Below are 24,131 nucleotides of genomic sequence, written 5' to 3'. Positions count from 1 at the left end.
AAGACCGTCTAAATTTGACGGCCTTTTTACGATAGATTTATCAGAAATTTTAGAAACAATACTTATTTTCTGAAGTCAGTTTTTCAGCAATCGTGTTTCTTAACTCCACCACATTTGGCATTCTGTCATATTTGGTGAAACGCTTAAGTCCCATAAGCATCATACGTTGTTCGTCACCTTCAGCAAAAGAAGCGATTCCCTCTTTGGCTTTTTGGTTTACGGTATCTACGGCGTGGTATAAATATAACTTAGCCATAGCGATTTGCTCTTTTTGAGCATCTTCACCAAAACGTTTTACATTCTTTTCAGCTCTTAATATCGCAGATTCGGCCATATAGGCTTCAATAAGAATATCTGAAGCAGCCAATAGCAATTGCTGGTGCTCTTCCAGGTCCTGACCAAATTTTTGAACTGCGCTTCCTGCTACCATCAAGAAAACTTTTTTCAGTTTCTTAATCATATCCTTTTCTTCAGCGAATAATTCGTTGAAATCTGGCTTGTCCATAGAAGGGATTCCGGTAAGTTCTTCGCCCACAGCCTGTGCGGGCCCTAAAAGATCTACGTGACCTTTCATCGCCTTCTTTATCAACATTCCAACGGCTAACATTCGGTTAATCTCGTTGGTACCTTCGTAAATTCTGGCAATTCTGGCATCTCTCCATGCAGATTCCATAGGGGTATCTGCTGAAAAGCCCATACCACCTAATACCTGAATACCTTCATCACTACAATTCTGAACATCCTCAGAGCAGGCAACTTTAAGAATAGAGCATTCTATTGCATATTCTTCAAAAGTCTTTAATTCTGCATCAGAATGTGACTCTCCTGCTTCCTGACGAAGGTTAATTCTGTCTTCAATATTCTTTGCTGCACGGTAACTTGCTGCTTCCCCAACCCAGGCTGAGGTAGCCATTTCTGCAAGTTTCAATTTAATTGCACCAAACTTTGCAATTGGCGTTTTAAACTGAACCCGATCATTCGCGTATTTCACGGCAACATCGGTCACTCTTCGCTGGGCTTCCAGAGAAGCTGCGGCAAGTTTAATTCGTCCAACGTTTAAAGCATTCATCGCGATTTTGAAACCATTTCCTCTTTCTGAAAGCATATTTTCAGCAGGTATCACGGTATCATTAAAAAATACCTGTCGGGTAGAGGAAGCGTGGATTCCCAGTTTCTTTTCTTCTTCCCCAAAGGTGATACCATTAGGGTTTTCCTTATCGTATTCTACGATGAACCCGGTAATATTTTTATCGTCCTCAATACGTGCAAAAACGATAAAAACGCTAGCAAATCCCGCATTGGAGATCCACATCTTTTGTCCGTTTATTTTGTAACTTTTTCCGTCTTCGGTAAGCTCAGCTTTTGTTTTTCCTGAATTGGCATCACTTCCGGCTCCCGGTTCGGTAAGGCAATAAGCGCCGAACCACTCTCCCGTAGCTAATTTCGGAACATACTTTTTGCGTTGTTCTTCATTTCCATAAAGCAGGATTGGCAAAGTTCCAATTCCCGTATGCGCTCCAAAGGCGGTAGCGATAGAACCTGTCGCCCCCGAAATATAATCACAAACCAGCATTGTAGAAACGAAGCCCATTCCGAGTCCGTCATATTTTTCTGGTACGGCAACTCCTAAAAAGCCAAGTTCCCCGGCTTTGCCCATTACTTCTTCGGTAAGTGCATAATTTTTCTTTTCAAATTCTTCCTTTTTCGGCCAGATTTCACGATCTACAAATTCCTTAACCGAATCACGCATCATTTTTTGCTCCTCCGTAAAATCTTCCGGAGTAAATATATCTTCTGCCTTGGTTTCCTTTACCAGGAATTGCCCACCGCGGAGGAGTTTATCTTCTTTAATTGAATTTTCCATTATTTATAATGTTGGTTTATTTTTTCTTTTTTAATAAGAATCAGGAAAAAAGACTCAAGATTCAAAACTTTTCTAATCCATCTATAAATCCTGATATCATTTTCTGTAATTCCTGAATCTTAATTTCACTATTTTTAAATTTTTCTTCAGAAATATATTTTTCTGAATAGGCTATTATTAATTGTGTTTCCCATTCAAAAGCCGAGCCGAGACTATTTTCAAGATATTGTATAAAATGTCTATCGGTTCTTTTACTAGTTCCTTCAGCTATATTAGAAGGAATGGAAACCGCACATCTTATTAATTGCGATACAAGATTAAACTTTTCAAAATCAGGAAAATTTCTTACCATTTTATAAGTTTCTCTAGTAAGAAACATTCCTTCTTTCCAAATTTTCAACTTTTTAAAATTGTGCCGTTGCATTTTTTGTGTCTTGTCTCTTGATTCTTAACTCTTGAATCTAACTAAGGAACTCATAAACGCCGGCCGCTCCCTGTCCGGTTCCTACGCACATGGTTACCATGGCATATTTGTCTTTAAGGTTGCGTTTGCGCATTTCATCAAAGATCTGCACAGAAAGTTTTGCTCCTGTACAACCCAGTGGGTGGCCCATAGAAATAGCACCCCCATTAGGATTTAAGGTTTCCGGATTTAATCCGAGTTCTCTGATTACTGCTAAAGATTGAGAAGCAAATGCTTCATTCAATTCAATAAGCTGCATGTCGTCTTGTTTCAATCCGGCTTGTTTTAAAGCTTTCGGAATTGCGTGAACCGGTCCGATTCCCATAATTCGTGGATCTACACCAACGGGTGCATAACTCACCATTCTGGCGATTGGTTCCAGATTAAATTCCTTTACCATTTCTTCACTCATTACCATTACAAAAGCAGCACCATCACTCATTTGTGACGAATTACCAGCAGTCACACTTCCGCCTTCGGCAAAAACAGTTCTTAATTTCCCTAAAACTTCTTTAGAAGTATCGGCACGTGGACCCTCATCTTTGTTTACGGTATAAGTTTTAGTCTGTTTTTTCCCGTCTTTTCCAACAAAAGTTTCCTCTACATCTATCGGCACAATCTGATCCTGAAAACGATCTTCTTCCTGAGCTTTCAACGCTTTTTGATGGGAATTAAAGGCAAATTCATCCTGGTCTTCCCGGGAAACCTTGTATTTCTCGGCTACTGCTTCAGCGGTAAGTCCCATTCCCCAGTAATAATCTTCGTTGCCTTCTTTAGCGGCGTTGTAATTAGGAACTGGTTTGTAACCACCCATTGGGATGTAACTCATACTTTCTGCTCCACCGGCGATAATACAGTCGGCCATTCCACTTTGGATTTTAGCCGAAGCAATCGCGATGGTTTCGAGGCCGGAAGCGCAATAACGGTTAACCGTCATCCCTGGGACCTTATCGGTGTCTAAACTCATTAATGAAATTAAACGCCCAACGTTTAAACCTTGTTCGGCTTCAGGCATTGCGTTTCCTACAATTACATCATCGATCCTGGTTTTATCAAAATCCGGTAATTGTTTCATCATATATTCTATGGTTTCTGCCGCCAAATCATCGGGCCGCTTAAACCTGAACACACCACGGGGAGCTTTCCCCACGGCTGTTCTGTATGCTTTTACTATGTATGCTGTCTTCTTCATTGTATATTGTATTTTGTATAATGTATATTGAAATTATCTAGTTATAATGTTGATTGTAATTTGATAATCATATTCTGAATATGATGAATTTCATTTTCAAGAATTTTAAAATCATCTGAATTCATAAAATTTAGATTTTTTGCAATTATCAACTGCGTTTCTAATTCGAATGCCGATCCAAGAGATATTCCTAAAAAGTTAGCAAAATCTTTATCGGTTTTTCTGCCGCAACCTTCTGCTATGTTTGAAGGAATTGAAACTGCAGATCTTCTAATCTGAGATGTCAACCCATAAAGCTCTTCTTTTGGAAACTCCTGACTTTTTTTATAAGTCTCAGTGACCAAATCGATAGCTTTCTGCCAAACTTTTAACTCCTTGAAGTAATTCATAATATCTATAGATTACAGTATACAATCTACATTATGCACTATACTATTTAGTTACGAAGCGGTTTCCCTTTCTTCAACATATGCTGAAGTCTTTCCAGGGTTTTGCGTTCTCCTGTTAGCGAAAGGAAAGCTTCTCTTTCCAGATCTAACAAGTATTGTTCGCTTACCATTTGTGGTTCAGAAAGATCACCACCGGCCATTACATAAGCCAGTTTGTTGGCGATTTTCTTATCGTGATCGCTAATGTATTTCCCGGCGTTCATTTGGTCGGTTCCTACTAAGAAAGCTCCCAAAGCTTGTTTACCAAGGACTTTGATATCGGTACGGTGAATTGGTTTTGTATAACCATTTTCAGCCATTAATAAAGCGTGTTTCTTTGCGATAGTCAATTGGCGTTCCTGGTTCACCACTACGATATCTTTTCCTTTCTGAAGAATATTCAAATCGAATGCCTCGTGGGCTGAAGTAGAAACTTTTGCCATCCCTATGGTTAGGAAATGTTCTCTCAGACGGTTCAGTTCCACATCATCTTTTTCATAAGTATCTGCAGCGCGAACGGTCATTTCTTTAGAACCTCCACCGCCGGGAATTACCCCAACGCCAAATTCAACTAAACCAATATATGTTTCGGCTGCTGCTACAACCATATCAGCGTGAAGTGAAAGTTCACATCCACCTCCAAGTGTCATAGATTGTGGCGCGGCTACTGTTGGAATAGAGGAGTAGCGCATACGCATCATAGTATCCTGGAAATATTTAATCGCCATATTCAGCTCTTCATATTCCTGCTCTACGGCCATCATAAAGATCATCCCAATGTTTGCGCCAACAGAAAAGTTTTTTCCGTTATTGGCAACCACTAATCCCTGGTAATCTTTTTCGGCCATATCTATGGCTTTATTGATTCCGTCAAGCACATCACCACCAATCGCGTTCATTTTGCTTCGGAATTCGACATTAAGGATTCCGTCACCAAGATCTTCAACTACAACGCCGCTGTTGCTGAAAACTTCTTTTGATTCGCGAATGTTATCTAAAATGATAAATGCATCCTGGCCAGGAATTTTGGTGTAATCTTTTTTCTGGATATCGTAATAATAGGTGTTTCCTTCTTTTACGGTATAAAAAGAATCTTTACCATTTTCCAACATCTCGTTCACCCAGGCCGCCGGTTCTTTACCTTCGGCTTTCATCATCTCAACACCTTTCTTCACTCCAAGAGCATCCCACATTTGGAATGGGCCGTGTTCCCAACCAAATCCGGCTTTTACACCATCATCGATTTTATAAAGTTCGTCTGAAATTTCAGGAATTCGGTTAGAAACATAAGCGAATAATGCTGCAAAGTTCTTACGGTAGAATTTACCGGCTTTTCCTTTATCACCTACTAAAACTTCATAGCGGTCTTCAAGTTTATCTATAGTTTTGGTTTGTTCCAGTACATCGAATTTCGCGCTTTTTCTATCGCGATATTCCATTTTATCTAAGTCTAAAGACTTGATTTCGCTAGAGCCATCTTCTTTTTTTACTTTTTTATAAAAACCAGTGTTATTGGTTTTGCTACCCAGCCATTCGTTATCCATCATTGTCTGGATAAAATCTGGTAAAGCAAAAAGGTCTTTCGCTTCATCGTTTGGAACACCTTTATGAAGCCCGTTGGCCACGTGAACCAGAGTATCTAAACCAACCACATCTACCGTACGGAATGTTGCCGATTTCTGGCGGCCAATTACCGGGCCGGTAAGTTTATCTACTTCCTCAATAGTCATATCCATATCTTTTACCATATGGAAAAGGCTCATAATACTGAAAATACCAATTCGGTTACCAATAAATGCCGGAGTATCCTTCGCAACTACTGATTTTTTTCCGAGGAATTTTTCGCCGTATTCGTTAAGGAATTCGAGAACTTCAGGCTTGGTATCCGGTCCCGGGATTATTTCGAATAATTTCAGGTAACGCGGTGGGTTAAAAAAGTGAGTTCCGCAGAAATGCTGCTGAAAATCTTCACTTCTTCCTTCGTTCATTTGCTGAATAGGAATTCCCGAAGTATTAGAAGTAATTAGCGTACCTTTTTTACGGTATTTTTCAAGGTTTTCAAAAACCTGTTGTTTGATATCCAGGCGTTCTACAACTACCTCGATAATCCAATCTACTTCAGAAACTTTAGAAATATCGTCTTCCATATTTCCGGTTTCTATGCGATCGGCAAAATCTTTATGATAAATAGGGGAGGGCTTCGATTTTAAAGCCGACTGTAAAGATTCGTTTACCAGGCGGTCCCTTACTTGTTTATCTTCTAAAGTGAGACCTTTTTTCTTTTCTTTCTCGTTGAGTTCCCGCGGGACGATATCCAGCAAGAGAACTTCTACGCCAATGTTGGCGAAGTGGCAGGCAATCCCGCTTCCCATAATTCCGGAGCCGATTACTGCTACTTTATTAATTCTTCTCTTCATAATTTTATCTGGTTTTACTATAAGGTTTTCGATTATTATTGAAACCATACAGGTTTCGAAACCTGTGAGGTCTATTCTATTTTAATTTCTTCTTTATAAATTTTCTTTTCAGAAATAAGGCTTAAAATTGTATTTGCTACTTCTATAAAGGTTTTTAGGTCTTCTTCTGAAACATTTTCTTTCACAGCTTCATCAAATCGCAAGACCACTTTTTTGGAATATTCTCGCATTTCCTGCCCAAAATCGGTTAAATAGATAAGCACACTACGCCCATCTTTTGGGTTTTTCTTTCTAATTATAAGGCCTTTATCTTCCATAGTTTTAAGAATTCGGGAGAGGCTGGTGGCTTCCATTCCCATTTTAGGGCCAAGCGAGGTTGAAGGGGTTCCGTTTTCGGGGTCTATGCTTAAAAGCGCAAAACCTGTAGACATTGTACTTCCGGCTTTCCCGGCCTCCTCATTATACATTTTAGAAACCGCCATCCAGGTGGCACGTAAAACATAATCTATTGTCTTTTCCTTCATTTTTGAATGTTGATTCTCAAAGTTAAGAAAAATATATTATGCACGCATAGTAAAATTGAATAAATAATCAGGACATTCTATTATTTGAGTAAGTTTATGAGAAATGCATAAAAAAACCCTTCGCTGGGAAGGGTTTTAACTTAAGTTTTAAAAAATATGTAATTATGAAGGTCTGTATATTTTCTCGTATAATTTCTTATAACGATCTTTAATATTTCTACGCTTTAATTTCATCGTAGGAGTGAGGTGCCCTTCTTCAATTCCCCAAACTTCTGGGGTGAGTTCAACAACTTTTATACGTTCCCATTTCCCAAACTTCTCATTATAAAAATCTACTTCCTCCTGAATACGTTCTTTAACCTGGGTGTTTTCGGCAATAGCCTTTTCAGAGCCATCTCCAATATCAATATTTTTACGTTTAGCCCATTCTTCGACAAACTCGAAATTTGGCTGAATAAGCGCTGCGGGCATTTTCTCGCCGTCACCAATTACCATTATTTGCTCTATAAAACGGGATTGTTTCATCGTATTCTCAAGGATTTGTGGAGCTACATATTTCCCGCCGGAAGTTTTAAACATTTCCTTTTTACGATCGGTAATTTTAAGGAAACCGTCTTTATCCAATTCACCTATATCACCGGTATGGAAAAATTGATCTCCGTTTAGAACTTCTTCGGTTTTTTGCGGTTCTTTATAATAACCCAGCATTACGTTTGGTCCTTTTGCAAGAATTTCTCCATCTTCGGCTATTTTTACCGTTACGTTATCTATTGGTCTACCGACTGTTCCAATTCTGAAACCTCCATCTCGCTGGTCGTTCACCGCAATTACGGGTGAAGTCTCTGTTAATCCGTAACCTTCCATCACAGGGATGTCGGCTGCGGCAAAAACACGGGCTAAACGCGGTTGAAGTGCCGCAGATCCAGAAACGATTAACTCAATATTACCACCTAAACCTTCTTTCCATTTAGAGAAGATAAGTTTCCTTGCAATTTTAAGTCGGGTTTCGTACCACCAGCCATTTGCGCCGTATGGTTCATACTCCAAACCGAGTTCTACGGCCCAGAAGAATAATTTTTGCTTAACACCCCCAACGGTAGAACCTTTGGCAATAATCTTATCGTAAACTTTCTCTAAAAGTCTTGGAACGGCGGTAATTACGTGTGGTTTTACTTCTTTAAGGTTATCGCTAATTTTATCTATAGATTCAGCAAAATGAATGGAAACTGAGTAGTACTGATATAAATAAAGAATCATTCTTTCAAAAACGTGGCAAACCGGTAAAAAGCTAAGCGCTACATACGTTCCTCTTTCAAAGGGAACGCGCTTAGAGCTATCTATTACATTACTCACCAGGTTGTTGTGAGATAGCATAACACCTTTTGGTCTTCCGGTAGTTCCCGAAGTATATATTAAAGTTGCAAGATCGTCTGGCGTAACAGCTTTCTTTAATTGTTCAACTTCATCCTGATTACTTTTATCATCTCCAAGTTCCAAAACCTCAGTCCAGTTTTTTGAACCTTCTATTTCATCAAAAGTATAAACCTCTTTAAGTTTGGTATCTTGTTTAATGGAATTTAGCTTGTCCAGTACTTCTTTATCTGATACAAAGCAAAAAACCGCCTCACTGTGATCTAGAACATATTGATAATCATCTTCAGAAATTGTAGGATAAATAGGTACGGTTTGCGCACCGGTTTGCAAAACCCCAATATCCATTACATTCCATTCAGTACGGTTACTGGTAGAAATTATAGCAATTTTATCGTTAGGTTTTATACCCAATCGCAATAATCCACGGCTTATTGCATTGGCCTGATCAATATATTCCTGGGTGGAAATTGCTTTCCACTCTCCGTTATATTTAGTGACTAAAGCCTTATCTAAAGCGTGTTTTTCCAGTTGAAAATAAGGAAAGTCAAAAAGTCTTGTTGGTTTATCCATTAGGGTGTAGCATTATTATATACATTGCAAAATAGCAAATTTGTAGCCTATTTCAAATCGAAATATTAAAATATACATAGATATATTAACAAGAATATAAAATTATTAATGAAAACAGCTATTTAGAGTATGGACAAACTGCAGTGAAAAGGTGATTTATTGAGTTGATAATCATTGCATTAAAATAAAAAAACGCCCGAGAATAAAAATTCATCGGGCGTTTTAAATAATTTTAAAGAAAAATTTATTTTTCCTCCAGCCACTTTCTGGCATTTACGAAAGCTTCGAGCCACGGGCTTACTTTATCTTCTTTTCTATCTTTTGGATAATATGCCCAGTTCCAGGGGAACGTAGAACGTTCTAAATGCGGCATCATTACCAAATGTCTTCCGGAATCATCGGTTAACATCGCGGTGTTGTGATTGGAGCCGTTAGGATTAGCCGGATATTTATCATAACCGTATTCCCCAACAATATTATAATGCTCTTTCTTATAAGGAAAACTAAATTTCCCTTCTCCGTGCGCAGCCCAAATCCCAAGTTTACTTCCAGAAAGAGTAGAAAGCATTACCGACTTGTTTTCCATAATTTCTACGGAAGTAAAAGTACACTCAAACTTATGCGAGGCATTATGAAGCATTTTTGGTTTCTTTTCGTGGTCTGGATTTATTAATCCTAATTCTACAAAAAGCTGACAACCGTTACATACACCAAGAGATAAGGTGTCTTCTCTTTTAAAGAAATTATCCAGGGCAGTTTTGGCCTTTTCATTATATAAAAATGCACCGGCCCAACCTTTGGCACTTCCCAAAACGTCTGAATTTGAGAATCCACCAACCGCGGCGATAAACTTAATGTCTTCCAGCGTTTCCCTTCCCGAAATCAAATCGGTCATGTGTACGTCTTTTACATCAAATCCAGCTAAGTGCATTGCACGAGCCATTTCACGTTCAGAATTGGAACCTTTTTCACGAATAATCGCAGCTTTAATAGGTTTTCCTGGCTTTTCCATTAAGTTAGACTGAAATGGAAGTTGACCGGTAAATCCATAAGGAAATTTAAATTCCAGCGGCTGATTCTTATAATTGTTAAACCGTTCGGTAGCTTTATCTACACCGCTTTGCTTCTGGTCTAAAAGGAATGAAGTTTTATACCAAACATCCCGCAATTCAAGAATATTGAAATTCAGGTTTTCTGATCCGTTTTTGATTTGTAGCTCGTTTCCTTCAGTTACTTTTCCAATTTTAAAGAATTCAACTTTATTATCGGTAAGCACTTTTTCAGCGGTATCGTCTTTTGCCTGGAAAACAATTCCGCAGTTTTCATTAAAAAGTAATTTTACGCTGTCTTTTTCATTTAATGCTGATAGATCTAATTCTGCACTTAGATTGGTATCGGCAAAACACATTTCCAAAAGAGTAGTAATTAAACCACCTGAAGCCACATCGTGCCCGGCCAGGATCAAATCCTGTTTAATTAAGCCCTGAATATTATAAAAAGCATCGGCAAATTTCTTATCGTCTTTTATAGTTGGCACTTCTTTCCCAACTTTATTCAGAATTTGCGCAAAAGAAGATCCGCCAAGTTTAAACTTGTCTTGAGATAAATTGATATAATAAATTTCGCCGCCATTTTTCTGAAAAACAGGTTCTACAACTTTCGTTATATCGTCGCAATGTCCGGCTGCTGAAATAATCACCGTTCCGGGTGAAAGTACTTCATCGTCTTTATAACGCTGTTTCATGGAAAGCGAATCTTTTCCGGTAGGAACATTTATTCCCAAGGAAATGGCGAAATCTGATACAGTCTGCACGGCTTCGTAAAGCCTGGCATCTTCGCCCTCATTATTACAAGGCCACATCCAGTTTGCTGAAAGCGAAATAGATTTTAAGCCTTTTTCCAGCGGTGCCCATACGATATTTGAAAGCGCTTCACCAATTGAATTTTTAGAACCAGCAACAGGATCTACCAAAGCGGAAACTGGAGAGTGACCGATGGAAGTTGCCACACCTTCTTTCCCGTTATAATCCAGCGCCATTACGCCGCAATTGTTTAGAGGAAGCTGCAATGGCCCGGCGGTTTGTTGTTTTGCAACGCGTCCGGTAACACAGCGATCTACCTTGTTGGTTAACCAATCTTTACAAGCCACTGCTTCTAACTGAAGCACCTGGGTTAAATAATCTTTTATATTTTCTGAAGAATAAACTACATCGTCATAAACTCGCTTTATTGATGTGTCTTTCATTATGGTTTTTGGCGAACTGCCAAACATATCTGAAAGCTCCAGATCCATTGGTTTTTGACCGGATTTTGAACCTTCAAAAGTAAACCTGTGATCACCGGTGACATCACCAACCTGGTAAATAGGAGAGCGCTCACGTTCTGAGACCCTCTTTAAGATTTCATAATTCTCACCGCCAATAACAAGTCCCATGCGTTCCTGGGATTCGTTCCCAATGATCTCTTTTGCGGAAAGGGTTGGATCACCTACCGGAAGTTTATCTAAATCTATTCTGCCGCCGGTTTCTTCAACGAGTTCGCTAAGGCAGTTTAAATGCCCGCCCGCACCGTGATCGTGAATAGAAACTATAGGGTTCTCTTCGCTTTCTACCATTCCGCGTACTGCGTTAGAGGCACGCTTTTGCATCTCGGGGTTGGCTCTTTGTATGGCATTTAATTCTAAACCACTACCTAATTCGCCAGTATCTGCAGAAGAAACCGCGGCACCACCCATTCCAATTCGGTAATTTTCACCTCCAAGGATAACAATTTTATCGCCTTTCTTCGGAATATCTTTTTGTGCCTGGCTGGCTTTTCCGTAACCAATTCCGCCAGCAAGCATAATTACTTTATCGTAACCCAAACTTCTTTGATGCTCGGAATGCTCAAAAGTTAGTACCGATCCGGAAATTAAAGGTTGCCCAAATTTATTTCCAAAATCTGAAGCGCCGTTAGAAGCTTTTATCAAAATATCCATCGGGGTTTGGTATAACCAATCACGTTCTTTCATTCCGTTTTCCCATTTTCGGTCTTTATCGAGTCGGGAATAGGAAGTCATATAAACTGCGGTTCCTGCTAATGGCAAAGAGCCTTTTCCTCCGGCAAGTCGGTCACGGATTTCACCACCACTTCCGGTTGCTGCACCATTAAAAGGTTCTACCGTAGTAGGGAAATTATGGGTCTCGGCTTTTATGGAAATAACCGAATCAAAATCTTTGTTTTCGTAAAATTCAGGAACATCGGGGCGTTTTGGTGCAAATTGCTGTACTCGCGGCCCGTTTATAAAAGCAACATTATCTTTATAGGCAGAAACAATTTCGTTAGGATTTTCTTCGGAAGTTTTCCTGATTAACTTAAAAAGTGAACTCGGTTTTTCCTCTCCATCTATTACAAAAGTGCCATTAAAAATTTTGTGACGGCAATGTTCAGAATTCACCTGTGAGAATCCAAAAACTTCAGAATCTGTAAGTTTTCGTCCTAGTTTCTCAGCTAAGCCTTGTAAATAAGCAACTTCCTCTACATTAAGCGCTAAACCTTCCTGGCGGTTATAGGCTTCAATATCGTCAATTTCAATGATAGGTTCAGGATTGATATGAATATCAAAAATATCCTGATCCAGACCTTCGTATTTCTGGGAAAGCATTGGGTCAAAATCGTGGTAATTTCTGTCTATTCGCAAAAATTCCTCAATCCTGATTATTCCCTTAACACCCATATTTTCAGTAATTTCTACCGCGTTGGTACTCCAGGGCGTGATCATTGCGGCACGGGGACCAACAAAAAAATCTGCCAGAGCAGATTTATCGATTTGTTGTGTATTCCCAAAAAGCCAGTTTAATTTTGTGATGTCTTGCGCCGTAAGGTTGGTATGCGTTTCTACCGCAAAAACCTTAGTGGTTTGGTCTCCAAAGAAAAGGATCATTCTATGTTGTTTTGTGTTGTTCGCGAAAACACAAATTTAGGTTTTTCAGGAGAATAATTTAGATAGTTGTGAAAGAAAATATTAGCTAACTAACGACTAAATTTTGATATAATGCTATACTTTAATAACTACCTAACCCATCTATAGTATTCATTTCGAGAAAATCCCAGTCATCTGGATTGTATTCCAGTGATGGCTCGGTTATAGAGTGCTTTCTTCTTAACGTTTGGTCTTTGGCAAAATCTTCGTCGTTATCAAAATGCCCAATAACATCTATTAATTCCCCGTTTTTGAAAAGTCCTACTGGATCATTACCGTTAAAATCTAATGGAGCCCCGGTTTTTAATTGATTAGATCTTGAAATGATTTCAGAAATAGGAGCCGATTCATTCCCTATTACAAAAGTTTCATTGTGCGCTAAGTTGCCTTCCAGTATAACTTCACCCATCCAGTCGCCTGCACCGTTAGATTGTTTTCTAATTGAATAAGCTCCAGCTTCAAGGTCAATACTTTCTCCGGTAAGATTTACAATTTCCAGCGCTTTATTAAATGAAGTACCTTCTACATATTCAGAAAAGAAAATTTCAGTCGAAAAATTATTTTCCTCCGCCAGTTCTTCAGGAATTACAGTATCGTCTTCAGAACAGGAATAGAGAAGTACTAATAGGAATAAAAAGCAGTAATTTTTCATCGAGAATCAATTTCAGGGAAAATAACAGGAATTCCCCTGAAATTGAATCATTCAAAAAATTTGGGGAGAAACCCTTAAGGTTTTTTCTCCAAAAGTGCCATATAAAACCCGTCAAAACCGGTTTCAGAAGAAAGTATCTTCTGGTCCCTAAGCAGTCTGAATTTTTTTCCTTCTTCAGTATTCTTCAGGAAATTTTCTACTTGCTTTTCATTTTCAGAAGGTAAAACCGAACAGGTCGCGTAAACCATTTTTCCGCCAGGTTTAACGATACGGGAATAGGTTTCGATAATTTCGGCCTGGGTTTTTATAAGGTTGTCTATAAATTCCGGTTGTAGTTTCCATTTAGCATCGGGGTTTCTACTTAAAACTCCGAGTCCGCTACAAGGGGAATCTATCAATACGCGATCTGCAGTTCCATACAGTTTTTTGATCACTTTTGTAGTATCAATCGCACGCGGATCTATATTATGTGCGCCGGCGCGTTTGGCACGGCGTTTCAATTCTTTAAGTTTATTCCCGTAAATATCAGTCGCTATAATCTGACCTTTATTTTCCATTAAAGCGGCAAGGTGAAGTGTTTTACCACCGGCACCGGCGCAGGTATCTACCACGCGCATGCCAGGTTCTACTTCCAAAAATTCTGCAACTAACTGTGAAGACGCATCCTGAACTTCAAAGAAACCATCTTTAAAGGCCTGGGTTCTAAAAACGTTGCCACGTTCTTCCAGTTTTAAAGCGTCTTTATAACCTTTTATTGGTTCAGAAATTATTTCTTCGTCTTTAAGAACGCTGCGTAAATTATCTTTGGTAGTTTTTAAGGTGTTAGCTCTAAGGATAACAGGTGCCTGCGTATTAAGCGCAGCGATTTCTTTTTCCCAAACTTTTTCACCAAGCTCTTTTACACCAAGCTCATCCATCCAATCTGGAATAGATTCGCGGTATTTTCTAATCTTACTTAAACTATCAAATTTTCCTTTAATTCTGCGGGTAGGAGTACCCGCAAATTGTGGCCAGTCTGGTAAAGCAATTCCGCGTAAAGTAGCCCAAACGGTGAATAATCTAAATAAATTCTCACGATCAAACGGCTCTTTTACTTCAGCAATTTCTGCATAAAGTCTTTTCCAGCGAACAATATCGTAAACGGTTTCAGCAATGAAACTACGATCACGAGAACCCCAACGCTTATCGCGTTTTAGAGTTTGCTCAATAACCTTATCGGCATATTTATTATTGTTGAAAATTTCATTTAAGGCATCTATGGTTGCAAAAACCAAATTCCTGTGTAATCGCATAACTAAATTTTGAATTTGCAAAGGTAAGTTTTTTACTCGATAATGGAGATTTAATGCTTCGCGGCTTTCCTTGCAATTAAAATAGTATGTTTTTGAATGCTTTCTAAGCTTGCTATGCGGTATTTTGCCTCGGAAAAATTTACCTTTGACTTGATAATCAAGATTTATCCCGATAAAAATCGATAGCTCCGAAGATGGCGAGGTAGTTTAATGGTTACCCAAAACGATTAAAATTGAACTTATGAACAGATTTATAGTTTTTTGTCTCCTTTTAATTTTTAGTGCCTGTAAAAATGAACAAAAAGCTGAGAAGGAAAATCCGACTAAAACTGTAATAGATTATTCTTCAGTAGAAATAGAACCTATTCTTGAAAATGATTCTTTAAGTATTAGAGCGATTGAGATTATTGGAAACAACCTTGCTTTTGCAGCCAATAACGCCACTTTTGGGATGTATAATTTTGATAATAAAACCTGGCGAACCAATACTCAAACATACGATACACTAATTCCTGAATTTAGGGCGGTAGCTTCTACTGATACCGATTTCTTTATGCTGAGTGTGGGCAGCCCTGCTCTGTTATATAAAACAGGAGATTCCGGTGCGATGGAGCTTGTTTATAAAGAGGAAAACGAAAAAGCTTTTTACGATGCTATGGCTTTTTGGAATAACCACGAAGGAATCGCGATGGGCGACCCAACCGATAATTGTATTTCTATAATTATTACGCGTAATGGCGGAAAATCGTGGGAAAAATTAGACTGTAATATATTGCCTGAAGTTATAGAAGGAGAAGCTGCTTTTGCAGCTAGTAATTCTAATATAGCCGTTGAAGGAGACAAAACCTGGGTTTTAACCGGTGGAATGAAATCGCGGGTTTATTTCTCTCCAGATAAAGGGGAAACCTGGGAAGTTTATAATACTCCCTTAATAGATGGGGAAGCCACAACTGGCGGATATAGTATAGATTTTTATAATGAAAATTTCGGAATTATTTTCGGGGGAGATTATACCAATCCTGAAGGGAATACCGGGAATAAAGCCATTACAAAAGATGGCGGTAAAACCTGGGAATTAGTTGCTGAAGGTCAGGAGCCAGGCTACAAAAGTAGTGTGCGATTTATACCAAATACTGGAGGTGAAAAAATTATTGCAACCGGTTTTAGCGGAATTTCAATTTCTAAAGATTCGGGCCAAACCTGGGAAGAACTTTCTGATGAAGGTTTTTATACGTTAAGATTTAAGAATGACTCGGTGGCTTATGCTGCCGGAAAAGGTAGAATTGTAAAGCTCACTTTTAGGTAAAAAGAATCCCGGAAGGCCAAAACCTACCGGGATGCTAACTAACTACTAACTAACCAAAAAACTAAATTCTGAAACTCACCAGGTGAGATTTTTATTTCTTAATCGGGAACTATAAAAGTTAACTTATTCTTCTTCCTGATTTTCACGATCTTTTCTTGACCGGTATTCTTTAATCAATTTTTTATGGAATTCGTCTTCCAGTTTATGAAGTTTAATAATTTCCTGTGCGCTCATTATTTCTTTCAAATCCTTAAAAAGCTTTTGCTTTAAAACATAATCCTGTTTTTCTATCGTAACATATTCTTCTAACATTTCTTCGGCATCATCTTCTGAAATACATTCCAGATTAGGAAGATCTCTATGTTCTCGTTTTCTTAACTCATGTAAATTAGATTCATACTCATTATAAACCGGCCAGAATTTTTGGGCTTTTTGCTTGTCCAGGTTTAATTCCTGGGTAAAAAATGCGGTCTTTAATTCTTTGATTTTCTCTCTATGAGAGTGATCACGATCCTGAGATTGCATTTGCCACAATCCGGAGAACATTAATAATATTATAAATAGGTTTTTCATATTAATTTTCATCTAAAATATAAAGGGCGTCTTCTATATTTTCATCAAGATAATTCTTCATTGCTTCAGAATTTACCGTGTTTAAATCTGCATCGTCAACAATATATCCTTGCTGAAAGATATAATTTGAAATTTCACCGGTAGAGAGATCTATATTATTATCGTCTATATAACTTTCCATTACTGAAAGCTCAACATTCTCCCAGCTGGTTTGCGTTTCAGGGTTTATATAAAAAGTACTTGCAAAAGCAATAACCATTGCTGCGATGCTCGCTACATAAAGGAAAACTTCTTTTGTAAATAAGGTGCGCACTTTTGGCTCCGGATTAGTTACTTTTTCAAGAAACTCATCTTCCAACCCATCAAAATATCCATTAGGTGTAGTGAAACCGGCAGGTTTCTTTTCTTCCAGAGTTTCTGAAAGCTTCACCATATCCAGTATTTCATCCTCTAAACCCTCAAAATAACTTGGTGGGGTTTTAAAACCTGACTTGGGATTATATGATATTTTTTCTTTCTTCATTTGTTTATTTGACTATGAAAAGTACAAAAGGTTTAATTGGTTTTTAAGTATTCCTCAATTTTTTTAGCCGCGTGATGGTAAGAGGCCTTTAACGCTCCTTCACTGGTTTCCAGAATTTCTGACATCTCACGGTATTTTAATTCCTGAAAATATTTCATATTAAAAACCTGCTGTTGTTTAGCCGGAAGACTGGCGATTGCTTTTTGCAATTTTAGCTGAATTTCATCGCCTTCAAAATAAACATCGCTTTCTAAATTTGAAATTAGTTGTTGTTGTAGATCTTCTGAAGTGATGTGATTGCGTTTAGCACGTTTGTTTAAGAAGCTTATGGATTCGTTGGTAGCTATGCGGTACATCCAGGAATACAGTTTACTTTCTCCTTTAAAATTATGAATATTTCTAAATATTTTGATAAATGTATTTTGAAGCACATCATGAGCATCCTCATGGTCTTTAACCATATTACGAATGTGCCAGTATAAACGCTCTTTATATAAAGATACCAGTTCCTTAAAAGCTTCAGAAGAAGTCTTTTTTTCCTGTAAGCGTTTAATAAGTAGATCTTCGGAAGTTTTCAAAGGGATACTTGTCTTAATATTTATGTGGAATCCCGTGTAACGGAAGCCAAAGGTAATTAAAACTTTATTCTTCTTAAAGTCAGTGTGTAAAAGAATTCAGTGCAGATTTTTTTCAAATAAGATTGCATTTCATCGATTAAATACATAAAAATCGGATAAAAAGCACTTTTGGTTTGGCTGAATGATTTCTGTGATCTATATTTACACCATCAAAATGATTTAATCTTTTTTTGCCCCAAAATGAAGATGAATTAAATCGATTATTCTTAATTGCCCCACAATAAGAGTAATTTTAAAAAGGATGGAGTTTACTTCATCCTTTTTTATGCTTAAAAGTTAACCTGTGAAAATTATGCTAAAAGTGCTTTAAAATTGTGTATTGGCAAAATAATATGTATATTTTTGCTAAATAAAAATTTTACCTATGAAAAACTTACTTATAATTCCGATTATGTTATTATTTGCCTTTCAAGTAGAGGCGCAGAACCAAACCGAACCAGTAATGGTAGGGGATGTATTAGTGATTAATCAAAGCCAAAATCAGGATTTTAAATCTTTAGATTTACCAAAAGCTAATTTCATCATTAAAAAAGGTGGGATTGCTAATTATAAAAGCCTGAATGGAAACAGAGTAGAAGTAACTGCAGTTGAAACAAACGATGCAGGTGAAACTACTGTAAAATTGAAAAGGCAGGATGGTAGAAAATTTTTTAGAACCCATTCTACGATTAGCGCTAATATAAACGAAGCTCTTGAAAATGGAGAGTTAACGCTATAAAACAATAATATTTAAATTGAAAAAAGCTGTCTGAGATTTTCTTAGACAGCTTTTTTTGTACTCTAATTTTTTGTGTCCTAATCAAAAGATTGCATTTCTACTAGTTTTTGGTAGGTGCCTTTTTCTGCGAGTAATTCCAGGTGTTTTCCCTGTTCTACAATTTCTCCCCGGTGCAGCACAATAATCTTATCGGCATTCTGAATAGTTGAAAGTCTATGAGCGATGACGATAGAAGTCCTGTTTTTCATCATGTTTTCCAGGGCTTTTTGCACCAGTTTTTCGCTTTCGGTATCCAGGGCAGAAGTCGCTTCATCAAGAATCATAATCGGGGGATTTTTAAGCACCGCACGGGCAATAGAAAGTCGCTGTTTTTGTCCGCCACTCAATTTGTTTCCACTATCCCCAATGTTAGTATCTAGTCCGTTAGGAAGCTCTCTTACAAATTCCCAGGCATTGGCAACTTTTAAAGCTTCAATAATTTCTTCTTCTGTAGCATTTTCTTTTCCTAACCCAATATTATTTTTAACTGTATCATTAAAAAGTATAGAATCCTGTGTGACAAGACCCATTAAATTCCGAAGGGATTTTTTAGTAATTCCCCTAATATTATGCCCGTCTAATTTAATATTGCCTTCGTTTACATCATAAAAACGAGTTATCAGGTTTGCAATGGTAGACTTCCCACTCCCAGATTGCCCTACAAGCGCAATCACTTTTCCTTTTTCTACCTGCATGGAAAAATTCTTCAGCACATTCTCTTTTTCGTATCTAAAGTTAATGTTCTCTACTTCAATACTATTCTCGAAAGTTTCCTTCTTTATTGCGTTCTTATCATCTTTAATTGTCGATTCTGTTTCCAGGATCTCCAGAATACGTTCTGCACTGGCATTTCCTTTTTGTATAGAATACGTTGCTTTTGAAATGGCTTTCGCCGGAGTTAAAATATTATAAGTCAATACCAGAAAACCAATAAAGGTAGAAGCATCCATAGTATTATCTATTAATACCATTCTTCCGCCAAACCATAGAATTATAGTGATAACTACTACACCTAAAAATTCACTCATTGGAGAAGCTAAGTTCTGGCGGTGTAAAAGCGTGTTTAGGATTCGGTTTAAACGACCAGTGCTATCGTAGAATTTCCGTTTAAATTTATCTTCAGCGTTAAAACCTTTAATAATTTTTAAACTGGAAAGTGATTCTTCTACAATAGTTAGAAAGTTTGCATTTTCCTGCTGTGCCTGGGTAGATTGTGATTTTAACTTTTTACCAATCGAAGATATCAGTAACCCTGAAAGCGGTAAAAAAACCAGTACAAAGAGCGTTAATTTAGGACTAAGTGCAATCATTGCAACCAATGTAAAAATTAAGGTAAGCGGTTCTTTAACAAAAAGCTCCAGCATACTTAAAAATGAAGTCTGTATTTCCTGGACATCACTGGTAATTCTAGAAATAAAGTCTCCTTTTCGTTTTTCAGAAAAAAAGGAAACCGGCAATTCTACAATTTTGTCGTAGATACGGTTTCGAATATCCTTAAGCATTCCGTTTCTAAGGTTGGCTATAAAATAAAGCGCGAGGTAATTAAAAAAGTTCTTTAAAAAGAAAAGAACAATAACCGTAATACAAATGCTTACCAAAGCCGCAAGCTGTCCGTGCTCTTCTACCTGCTGATTTAGGAAAAAATTGGAATAATCGTTTGCGTAATCTTTTAAGCCGCTAAACTCTCCGTTCCAAACCGGTTTGGTGCTAATTGGCTCTTCTTCCTGAAAAAGCACCCTAAGCATTGGAATAAATGAAATAAATGCAAGGGTGCTAAATAGCGCATAAAAGATATTACTGATGATGTTGAGTATTGCAAAACGTTTATAGGGTCTTGCAAACTGAAGTATCTTCTTTAAGTAGGTCATAAATGTGAGCGTTTAGCCCAGTTGTAATTCATTTTTAATACGCTGAATCTTATCGGCAAGCTTTGCATTTTCAGCAGCAAAATTCTCTACTTTATCCAGCTCTGAATTCACACTGATGTAAAACTTGATCTTTGGCTCTGTACCACTTGGCCTGGCTGCGATTTTTGTGCCATTTTCAGTATAATAAATCAGTACGTTAGATTTTGGAATTTTGATCTCTTCTTCAATTTTATCCTGAAGATTTTTTGCTTTAGAAGTATGGTAATCTTCAATAAGCACCACCTTCTCCTCATCAATTTCTTTCCACGGATTTTCTCTTAAATCCACCAGCATTTGCTTGATTTCTGCTTCACCTTCAATTCCTTTTTTTACTAAAGAAATTAATTCTTCACGGTAAAGGCCGTATTCAGTATAAAGTTTTAAAAGCTGCTTGTAAAAAGAACTTCCTTCAGCTTTCATTTGTGCTGCAATCTCGCAGGCGAGTAGGGTAGCGGTTGCCGCATCTTTATCGCGAACAAAATCACCCACCATAAAACCGAAGCTTTCTTCACCACCACCAACAAAATCAAGTCCTGGATTATCTTTTATTAATTTCGCGATCCATTTAAAACCGGTTAATACCTCGTGATATTGAGCACCAAAATCCTCGGTAATATTTTTAAGCATTGGTGTAGAAACTATCGTAGAAGCCACAAAAGAATTATCAGAAAGTTTATTCTGTTTTTTATGCTGCTCCAACAAGAACCAGGTCATTACCAGCATCGTCTGATTTCCGTTAAGGAGAATCATTTTTCCGTTTAAATCACGAACGGCAACGCCCAAACGATCACCATCTGGATCGGTACCGATTACGATATCGGCATTTTTTTCCTCCGCGAGTTTAAGCGCCATTTTTAGTGCTTCTGGTTCCTCCGGGTTTGGAGATTTTACTGTTGGGAAATTTCCGTTTGGCTCTTTTTGTTCCTCAACCAGGAAAACATTTTTATAACCTGCTTTTTCTAAAATTTGCGGATTAGTAGTAGAAGCGGTTCCGTGCAGGGATGTGAAAACGATTTTTAATTCGTCTTTTGCTGAATTTGCAGTATCGAAACTTCCGTTCTCTACTGAAGCTTCCTGAAATGCTTTATCAACTTCTGTATCAATGCTATGAATTAAGTCTGGCTGAGCCTTGAAATTAATTTCGTCGTATTCCAGATTATTGATGATATCTACAAGTTTGGTGTCTTGCGGCGGAACCAATTGGCCACCATCCTGCCAATACACTTTATAACCGTTATATTCGGGCGGATTATGGCTAGCGGTAAGTACAATGCCCGCGTGGCAATCCAGGTATTTAACCGCAAAAGAAAGCTCTGGTGTTGGCCTTAATTCTGAAAACAAATAAACCTCAATATCGTTGGCTGAAAATACTTCAGCTACCATTTGTGCTAATTCTTTGGAGTTATTCCTACAATCGTAAGCGATGGCAACTTTAAGTTTTTCACCTTTAAATTCACTCTTTAATAAATTAGAAAGTCCCTGCGTGTTTTTTCCGAGGGTATATTTGTTGATTCGGTTTGTGCCAACTCCCATAATGCCGCGCATGCCACCGGTTCCAAAAGCGGCATTCTTGTAGAAAGATTCTTCCAGCTCTTTAGGGTTGTTTTCTATAAGGTGATTAATTTCTTTGTGTGTGTCTACGTCAAATATATCGGTCAGCCAGGTTTCAGCCTTAGCCAGGATTTCTGATTTATTTTTAGCCATAATTATAATTTTAGATAAACAAAAATAAGGATTAATGCCTTAACAGCATTATAAATTTGGGGTGGTTTTATTGATGAGGTAGCGTTCCTTTTCGCGTTTAGAGCGTAAAATGAGCTCCCCGAGGAAACCGGCAAGGAAAAGCTGTGTACCAATAATCATTACCGCAAGAGCGATATAAAACCAGGGATTTGAGGTCACCAAAACATTGGGTAAACCATTATATAGTTTGTAAAGTTTGGAAACGCCAATCCAACCGGCGGATAGAAAACCGAAAATAAACATTAACACGCCTAAAGCTCCGAAAAGGTGCATAGGCCGGCGGCCAAATTTGGAAAGGAACCAAATGCTGATAAGGTCTAAAAAACCATTGATAAATCTTTCGGCACCAAACTTTGTTTTTCCGTATTTACGGGCCTGGTGTTGAACTTCTTTTTCGGTAATTTTAGTGAACCCCGAATTTTTCGCTAAAACCGGGATATAACGGTGCATTTCGCCATACACGTCAATATTTTTCACCACTGCCTGTCGGTACGCCTTTAAACCACAATTAAAATCGTGTAATTTTACTCCTGAAGTTTTTCTCGCCGCGGCGTTGAAGATCTTTGAAGGTATGTTCTTGGAAACCACAGAATCGTAGCGTTTCTTTTTCCAGCCCGAAACCAGGTCATAACCTTGATTGGTAACCATATCGTAGAGTTCGGGAATTTCTTCGGGATTGTCCTGTAGATCGGCATCCATAGTGATAATCACATCACCCTGGGCGCGTAAGAAACCGGCGTGAAGTGCCTGGGATTTCCCGTAGTTCCTATTGAATTTTATTCCTTTAACCGCCTGGTCGTTTTCTGCCAGGGCTTCAATGGTTCTCCAGGAATCGTCTGTACTGCCGTCGTCTATAAAAATGATCTCGTGTGAAAAGGAATTGGATCGCATTACTTTTGCGATCCAATTATACAATTCAGTTAAAGATTGTTCTTCGTTTAAAAGAGGAATAACGACGGAAATCTGCATTATTTTATTTCTATTGATGTGCAGGATTTTCTCTTTTTAGAATTAACCCTGTAATTAATGATATTATAAATCCGAAAAATAAACTTCCTACCAAAGCCATAGTGGCAAAAAACCAGGGGCTGGTGAACATTTTTGTCATTTCCAGAGCCTGAGATTGCTGAGATTCAGGTATGCCTTGTTCTGTCATTTGCAAAACTGCTTCATCATACATTATTTCTGAATACTCAGGATATACAAAGCTATAATGAATAAAGGAATAAACTGCAGTAATTAGTCCGCTTATTACGGCTACAGCCAAACCAACTTTTAAGGCTTCCTTAAGGCTTAAAAAGCCATTATTATTTTGTTTAAATTTTTTAATAGCCAAAACAAAAATAGCAATGGAGACAAGTGCGTTTATAACGCCAACTATCCAGTTATCCTGGGCTACATTAAAAGCATAAATAAGAACAAGAACTAGGATAGAGTAAATTGCAAGAACCATCCCATAAGGATAGGCAACCGATTTGACTGAAGTAGAATTTTCCATATTTTTGTGATTGTTTAGTTATAACCGGTTAGTAAGCAAATATAGCAAAACGTTACATTGCAGAAGAATTAAAATTAATTTCGACTATTCCTTGTTTTTATAATTGAATTACTTAAATTTGCACCTCGAAAATTAAAAGAACTAAAGCGATGAAGCAGGGAATCCATCCGGAAAATTATAGATTGGTAGCATTTAAAGATATGTCTAACGAAGATGTATTCATTACCAAATCTACCGCAAACACTAAAGAAACTATTGAAGTAGAAGGTACAGAGTATCCACTTATTAAATTGGAGATCTCAAGAACTTCTCACCCATACTATACCGGGCAAACCAAATTGGTTGATAGCGCTGGTCGTATTGACAAGTTTAAGAACAAGTACAAGAAATTTAAGAAATAAGTTTTTTGTTATATATAATTTCGAAAAGTCGTCTTTTTTAAGGCGACT

20 protein-coding genes are annotated in these 24,131 nt (G+C 37.8%); 3 read left to right on the top strand and 17 right to left on the bottom strand.

From position 1 onward, the window contains the following. Positions 1 to 49: 49 nt before the first annotated feature. The 10 genes from LB465_RS05205 to LB465_RS05160 form a co-directional block, all read right to left on the bottom strand. Positions 50 to 1,864, bottom strand: a complete 1,815-nt coding sequence (locus tag LB465_RS05205) for an acyl-CoA dehydrogenase family protein (protein ID WP_224467808.1) — start codon at positions 1,862 to 1,864, stop codon at positions 50 to 52. A gap of 61 nt (positions 1,865 to 1,925) precedes the next feature. Continuing rightward, positions 1,926 to 2,288, bottom strand: coding sequence for a four helix bundle protein (locus tag LB465_RS05200; RefSeq protein ID WP_224467806.1), 363 nt, complete (start codon positions 2,286 to 2,288; stop codon positions 1,926 to 1,928). 37 nt (positions 2,289 to 2,325) lie between these two features. Next, positions 2,326 to 3,519: an acetyl-CoA C-acyltransferase gene (locus LB465_RS05195; protein ID WP_224467803.1), complete on the bottom strand. Its 1,194-nt coding sequence runs from the start codon at positions 3,517 to 3,519 to the stop codon at positions 2,326 to 2,328. Between the two features lie 41 nt (positions 3,520 to 3,560). After that, on the bottom strand, positions 3,561 to 3,908 hold the full coding sequence (locus tag LB465_RS05190) for a four helix bundle protein (protein WP_224467801.1): 348 nt from the start codon (positions 3,906 to 3,908) through the stop codon (positions 3,561 to 3,563). 47 nt (positions 3,909 to 3,955) lie between these two features. Next, positions 3,956 to 6,364, bottom strand: coding sequence for a 3-hydroxyacyl-CoA dehydrogenase/enoyl-CoA hydratase family protein (locus LB465_RS05185; protein ID WP_224467798.1), 2,409 nt, complete (start codon positions 6,362 to 6,364; stop codon positions 3,956 to 3,958). A gap of 71 nt (positions 6,365 to 6,435) precedes the next feature. Continuing rightward, on the bottom strand, positions 6,436 to 6,888 hold the full coding sequence (locus LB465_RS05180; RefSeq protein ID WP_224467795.1) for a MarR family winged helix-turn-helix transcriptional regulator: 453 nt from the start codon (positions 6,886 to 6,888) through the stop codon (positions 6,436 to 6,438). 162 nt (positions 6,889 to 7,050) lie between these two features. Next, positions 7,051 to 8,832: an AMP-dependent synthetase/ligase gene (locus LB465_RS05175; protein ID WP_224467793.1), complete on the bottom strand. Its 1,782-nt coding sequence runs from the start codon at positions 8,830 to 8,832 to the stop codon at positions 7,051 to 7,053. A gap of 244 nt (positions 8,833 to 9,076) precedes the next feature. After that, on the bottom strand, positions 9,077 to 12,754 hold the full coding sequence (gene purL / locus LB465_RS05170) for a phosphoribosylformylglycinamidine synthase (protein WP_224467790.1): 3,678 nt from the start codon (positions 12,752 to 12,754) through the stop codon (positions 9,077 to 9,079). 121 nt (positions 12,755 to 12,875) lie between these two features. After that, on the bottom strand, positions 12,876 to 13,445 hold the full coding sequence (locus LB465_RS05165; protein WP_224467788.1) for a lamin tail domain-containing protein: 570 nt from the start codon (positions 13,443 to 13,445) through the stop codon (positions 12,876 to 12,878). Between the two features lie 74 nt (positions 13,446 to 13,519). After that, entirely contained in the window at positions 13,520 to 14,737 is a 1,218-nt protein-coding gene (locus tag LB465_RS05160; protein ID WP_224467786.1) for an RsmB/NOP family class I SAM-dependent RNA methyltransferase, read from the bottom strand. Positions 14,738 to 14,978: 241 nt separating this feature from the next. Between LB465_RS05160 and LB465_RS05155 the strand changes: the two genes are divergently transcribed. After that, entirely contained in the window at positions 14,979 to 16,043 is a 1,065-nt protein-coding gene (locus LB465_RS05155) for a WD40/YVTN/BNR-like repeat-containing protein (RefSeq protein WP_224467784.1), read from the top strand. A 123-nt stretch (positions 16,044 to 16,166) separates the two neighbouring features. On the opposite strand, the gene LB465_RS05150 is transcribed toward LB465_RS05155, so the two are convergent. From LB465_RS05150 to LB465_RS05140, 3 genes are read right to left on the bottom strand one after another with little or no spacing between them, the layout of a single operon-like run. Then, entirely contained in the window at positions 16,167 to 16,616 is a 450-nt protein-coding gene (locus tag LB465_RS05150; RefSeq protein WP_224467781.1) for a hypothetical protein, read from the bottom strand. A 1-nt stretch (position 16,617) separates the two neighbouring features. Then, positions 16,618 to 17,139 (bottom strand): hypothetical protein, encoded by a 522-nt coding sequence (locus LB465_RS05145; RefSeq protein ID WP_224467779.1) that lies wholly within the window; start codon positions 17,137 to 17,139, stop codon positions 16,618 to 16,620. Positions 17,140 to 17,171: 32 nt separating this feature from the next. Beyond that, entirely contained in the window at positions 17,172 to 17,717 is a 546-nt protein-coding gene (locus LB465_RS05140) for an RNA polymerase sigma factor (RefSeq protein WP_224467777.1), read from the bottom strand. 424 nt (positions 17,718 to 18,141) lie between these two features. On the opposite strand from LB465_RS05140, the gene LB465_RS05135 reads away from it, so the two are divergent. Further along, positions 18,142 to 18,495: a hypothetical protein gene (locus LB465_RS05135; RefSeq protein WP_224467775.1), complete on the top strand. Its 354-nt coding sequence runs from the start codon at positions 18,142 to 18,144 to the stop codon at positions 18,493 to 18,495. A gap of 77 nt (positions 18,496 to 18,572) precedes the next feature. Here the strand turns inward: LB465_RS05135 and LB465_RS05130 are convergent, their stop codons facing one another. Genes LB465_RS05130 through LB465_RS05115 form a run of 4 tightly spaced genes read right to left on the bottom strand, consistent with a single transcriptional unit; the run spans position 18,573 to position 23,682 of the window. Further along, positions 18,573 to 20,402 (bottom strand): ABC transporter ATP-binding protein, encoded by a 1,830-nt coding sequence (locus LB465_RS05130; protein WP_224467773.1) that lies wholly within the window; start codon positions 20,400 to 20,402, stop codon positions 18,573 to 18,575. A 12-nt stretch (positions 20,403 to 20,414) separates the two neighbouring features. After that, positions 20,415 to 22,145 (bottom strand): phospho-sugar mutase, encoded by a 1,731-nt coding sequence (locus LB465_RS05125; RefSeq protein ID WP_224467771.1) that lies wholly within the window; start codon positions 22,143 to 22,145, stop codon positions 20,415 to 20,417. Positions 22,146 to 22,193: 48 nt separating this feature from the next. After that, positions 22,194 to 23,153 carry a glycosyltransferase family 2 protein gene (locus tag LB465_RS05120; protein WP_224467768.1) on the bottom strand — a complete coding sequence of 320 codons (960 nt, stop codon included), beginning with the start codon at positions 23,151 to 23,153 and terminating at the stop codon, positions 22,194 to 22,196. 10 nt (positions 23,154 to 23,163) lie between these two features. Continuing rightward, entirely contained in the window at positions 23,164 to 23,682 is a 519-nt protein-coding gene (locus LB465_RS05115; RefSeq protein ID WP_224467766.1) for a DUF4199 domain-containing protein, read from the bottom strand. A gap of 149 nt (positions 23,683 to 23,831) precedes the next feature. On the opposite strand from LB465_RS05115, the gene LB465_RS05110 reads away from it, so the two are divergent. Then, positions 23,832 to 24,083: a type B 50S ribosomal protein L31 gene (locus LB465_RS05110; protein ID WP_037314972.1), complete on the top strand. Its 252-nt coding sequence runs from the start codon at positions 23,832 to 23,834 to the stop codon at positions 24,081 to 24,083. Positions 24,084 to 24,131 lie beyond the last annotated feature (48 nt).

It is taken from the genome of Salegentibacter lacus (genome assembly GCF_020164555.1).
Lineage (GTDB): Bacteria > Bacteroidota > Bacteroidia > Flavobacteriales > Flavobacteriaceae > Salegentibacter > Salegentibacter lacus.
Note: the sequence above shows the minus strand (reverse complement) of the source record. Positions and strands in the feature narration are given on the sequence as shown.

Bases quoted from the DNA above. Each gene is read 5' to 3' on its own strand.
- LB465_RS05205 (WP_224467808.1), bottom strand. From the start codon at position 1,864: ATGGAAAATTCAATTAAAGAAGATAAACTCCTCCGCGGTGGGCAATTC.
- LB465_RS05200 (WP_224467806.1), bottom strand. From the start codon at position 2,288: ATGCAACGGCACAATTTTAAAAAGTTGAAAATTTGGAAAGAAGGAATG.
- LB465_RS05195 (WP_224467803.1), bottom strand. From the start codon at position 3,519: ATGAAGAAGACAGCATACATAGTAAAAGCATACAGAACAGCCGTGGGG.
- LB465_RS05190 (WP_224467801.1), bottom strand. From the start codon at position 3,908: ATGAATTACTTCAAGGAGTTAAAAGTTTGGCAGAAAGCTATCGATTTG.
- LB465_RS05185 (WP_224467798.1), bottom strand. From the start codon at position 6,364: ATGAAGAGAAGAATTAATAAAGTAGCAGTAATCGGCTCCGGAATTATG.
- LB465_RS05180 (WP_224467795.1), bottom strand. From the start codon at position 6,888: ATGAAGGAAAAGACAATAGATTATGTTTTACGTGCCACCTGGATGGCG.
- LB465_RS05175 (WP_224467793.1), bottom strand. From the start codon at position 8,832: ATGGATAAACCAACAAGACTTTTTGACTTTCCTTATTTTCAACTGGAA.
- purL (WP_224467790.1), bottom strand. From the start codon at position 12,754: ATGATCCTTTTCTTTGGAGACCAAACCACTAAGGTTTTTGCGGTAGAA.
- LB465_RS05165 (WP_224467788.1), bottom strand. From the start codon at position 13,445: ATGAAAAATTACTGCTTTTTATTCCTATTAGTACTTCTCTATTCCTGT.
- LB465_RS05160 (WP_224467786.1), bottom strand. From the start codon at position 14,737: ATGCGATTACACAGGAATTTGGTTTTTGCAACCATAGATGCCTTAAAT.
- LB465_RS05155 (WP_224467784.1), top strand. From the start codon at position 14,979: ATGAACAGATTTATAGTTTTTTGTCTCCTTTTAATTTTTAGTGCCTGT.
- LB465_RS05150 (WP_224467781.1), bottom strand. From the start codon at position 16,616: ATGAAAAACCTATTTATAATATTATTAATGTTCTCCGGATTGTGGCAA.
- LB465_RS05145 (WP_224467779.1), bottom strand. From the start codon at position 17,139: ATGAAGAAAGAAAAAATATCATATAATCCCAAGTCAGGTTTTAAAACC.
- LB465_RS05135 (WP_224467775.1), top strand. From the start codon at position 18,142: ATGAAAAACTTACTTATAATTCCGATTATGTTATTATTTGCCTTTCAA.
- LB465_RS05130 (WP_224467773.1), bottom strand. From the start codon at position 20,402: ATGACCTACTTAAAGAAGATACTTCAGTTTGCAAGACCCTATAAACGT.
- LB465_RS05125 (WP_224467771.1), bottom strand. From the start codon at position 22,145: ATGGCTAAAAATAAATCAGAAATCCTGGCTAAGGCTGAAACCTGGCTG.
- LB465_RS05120 (WP_224467768.1), bottom strand. From the start codon at position 23,153: ATGCAGATTTCCGTCGTTATTCCTCTTTTAAACGAAGAACAATCTTTA.
- LB465_RS05115 (WP_224467766.1), bottom strand. From the start codon at position 23,682: ATGGAAAATTCTACTTCAGTCAAATCGGTTGCCTATCCTTATGGGATG.
- LB465_RS05110 (WP_037314972.1), top strand. From the start codon at position 23,832: ATGAAGCAGGGAATCCATCCGGAAAATTATAGATTGGTAGCATTTAAA.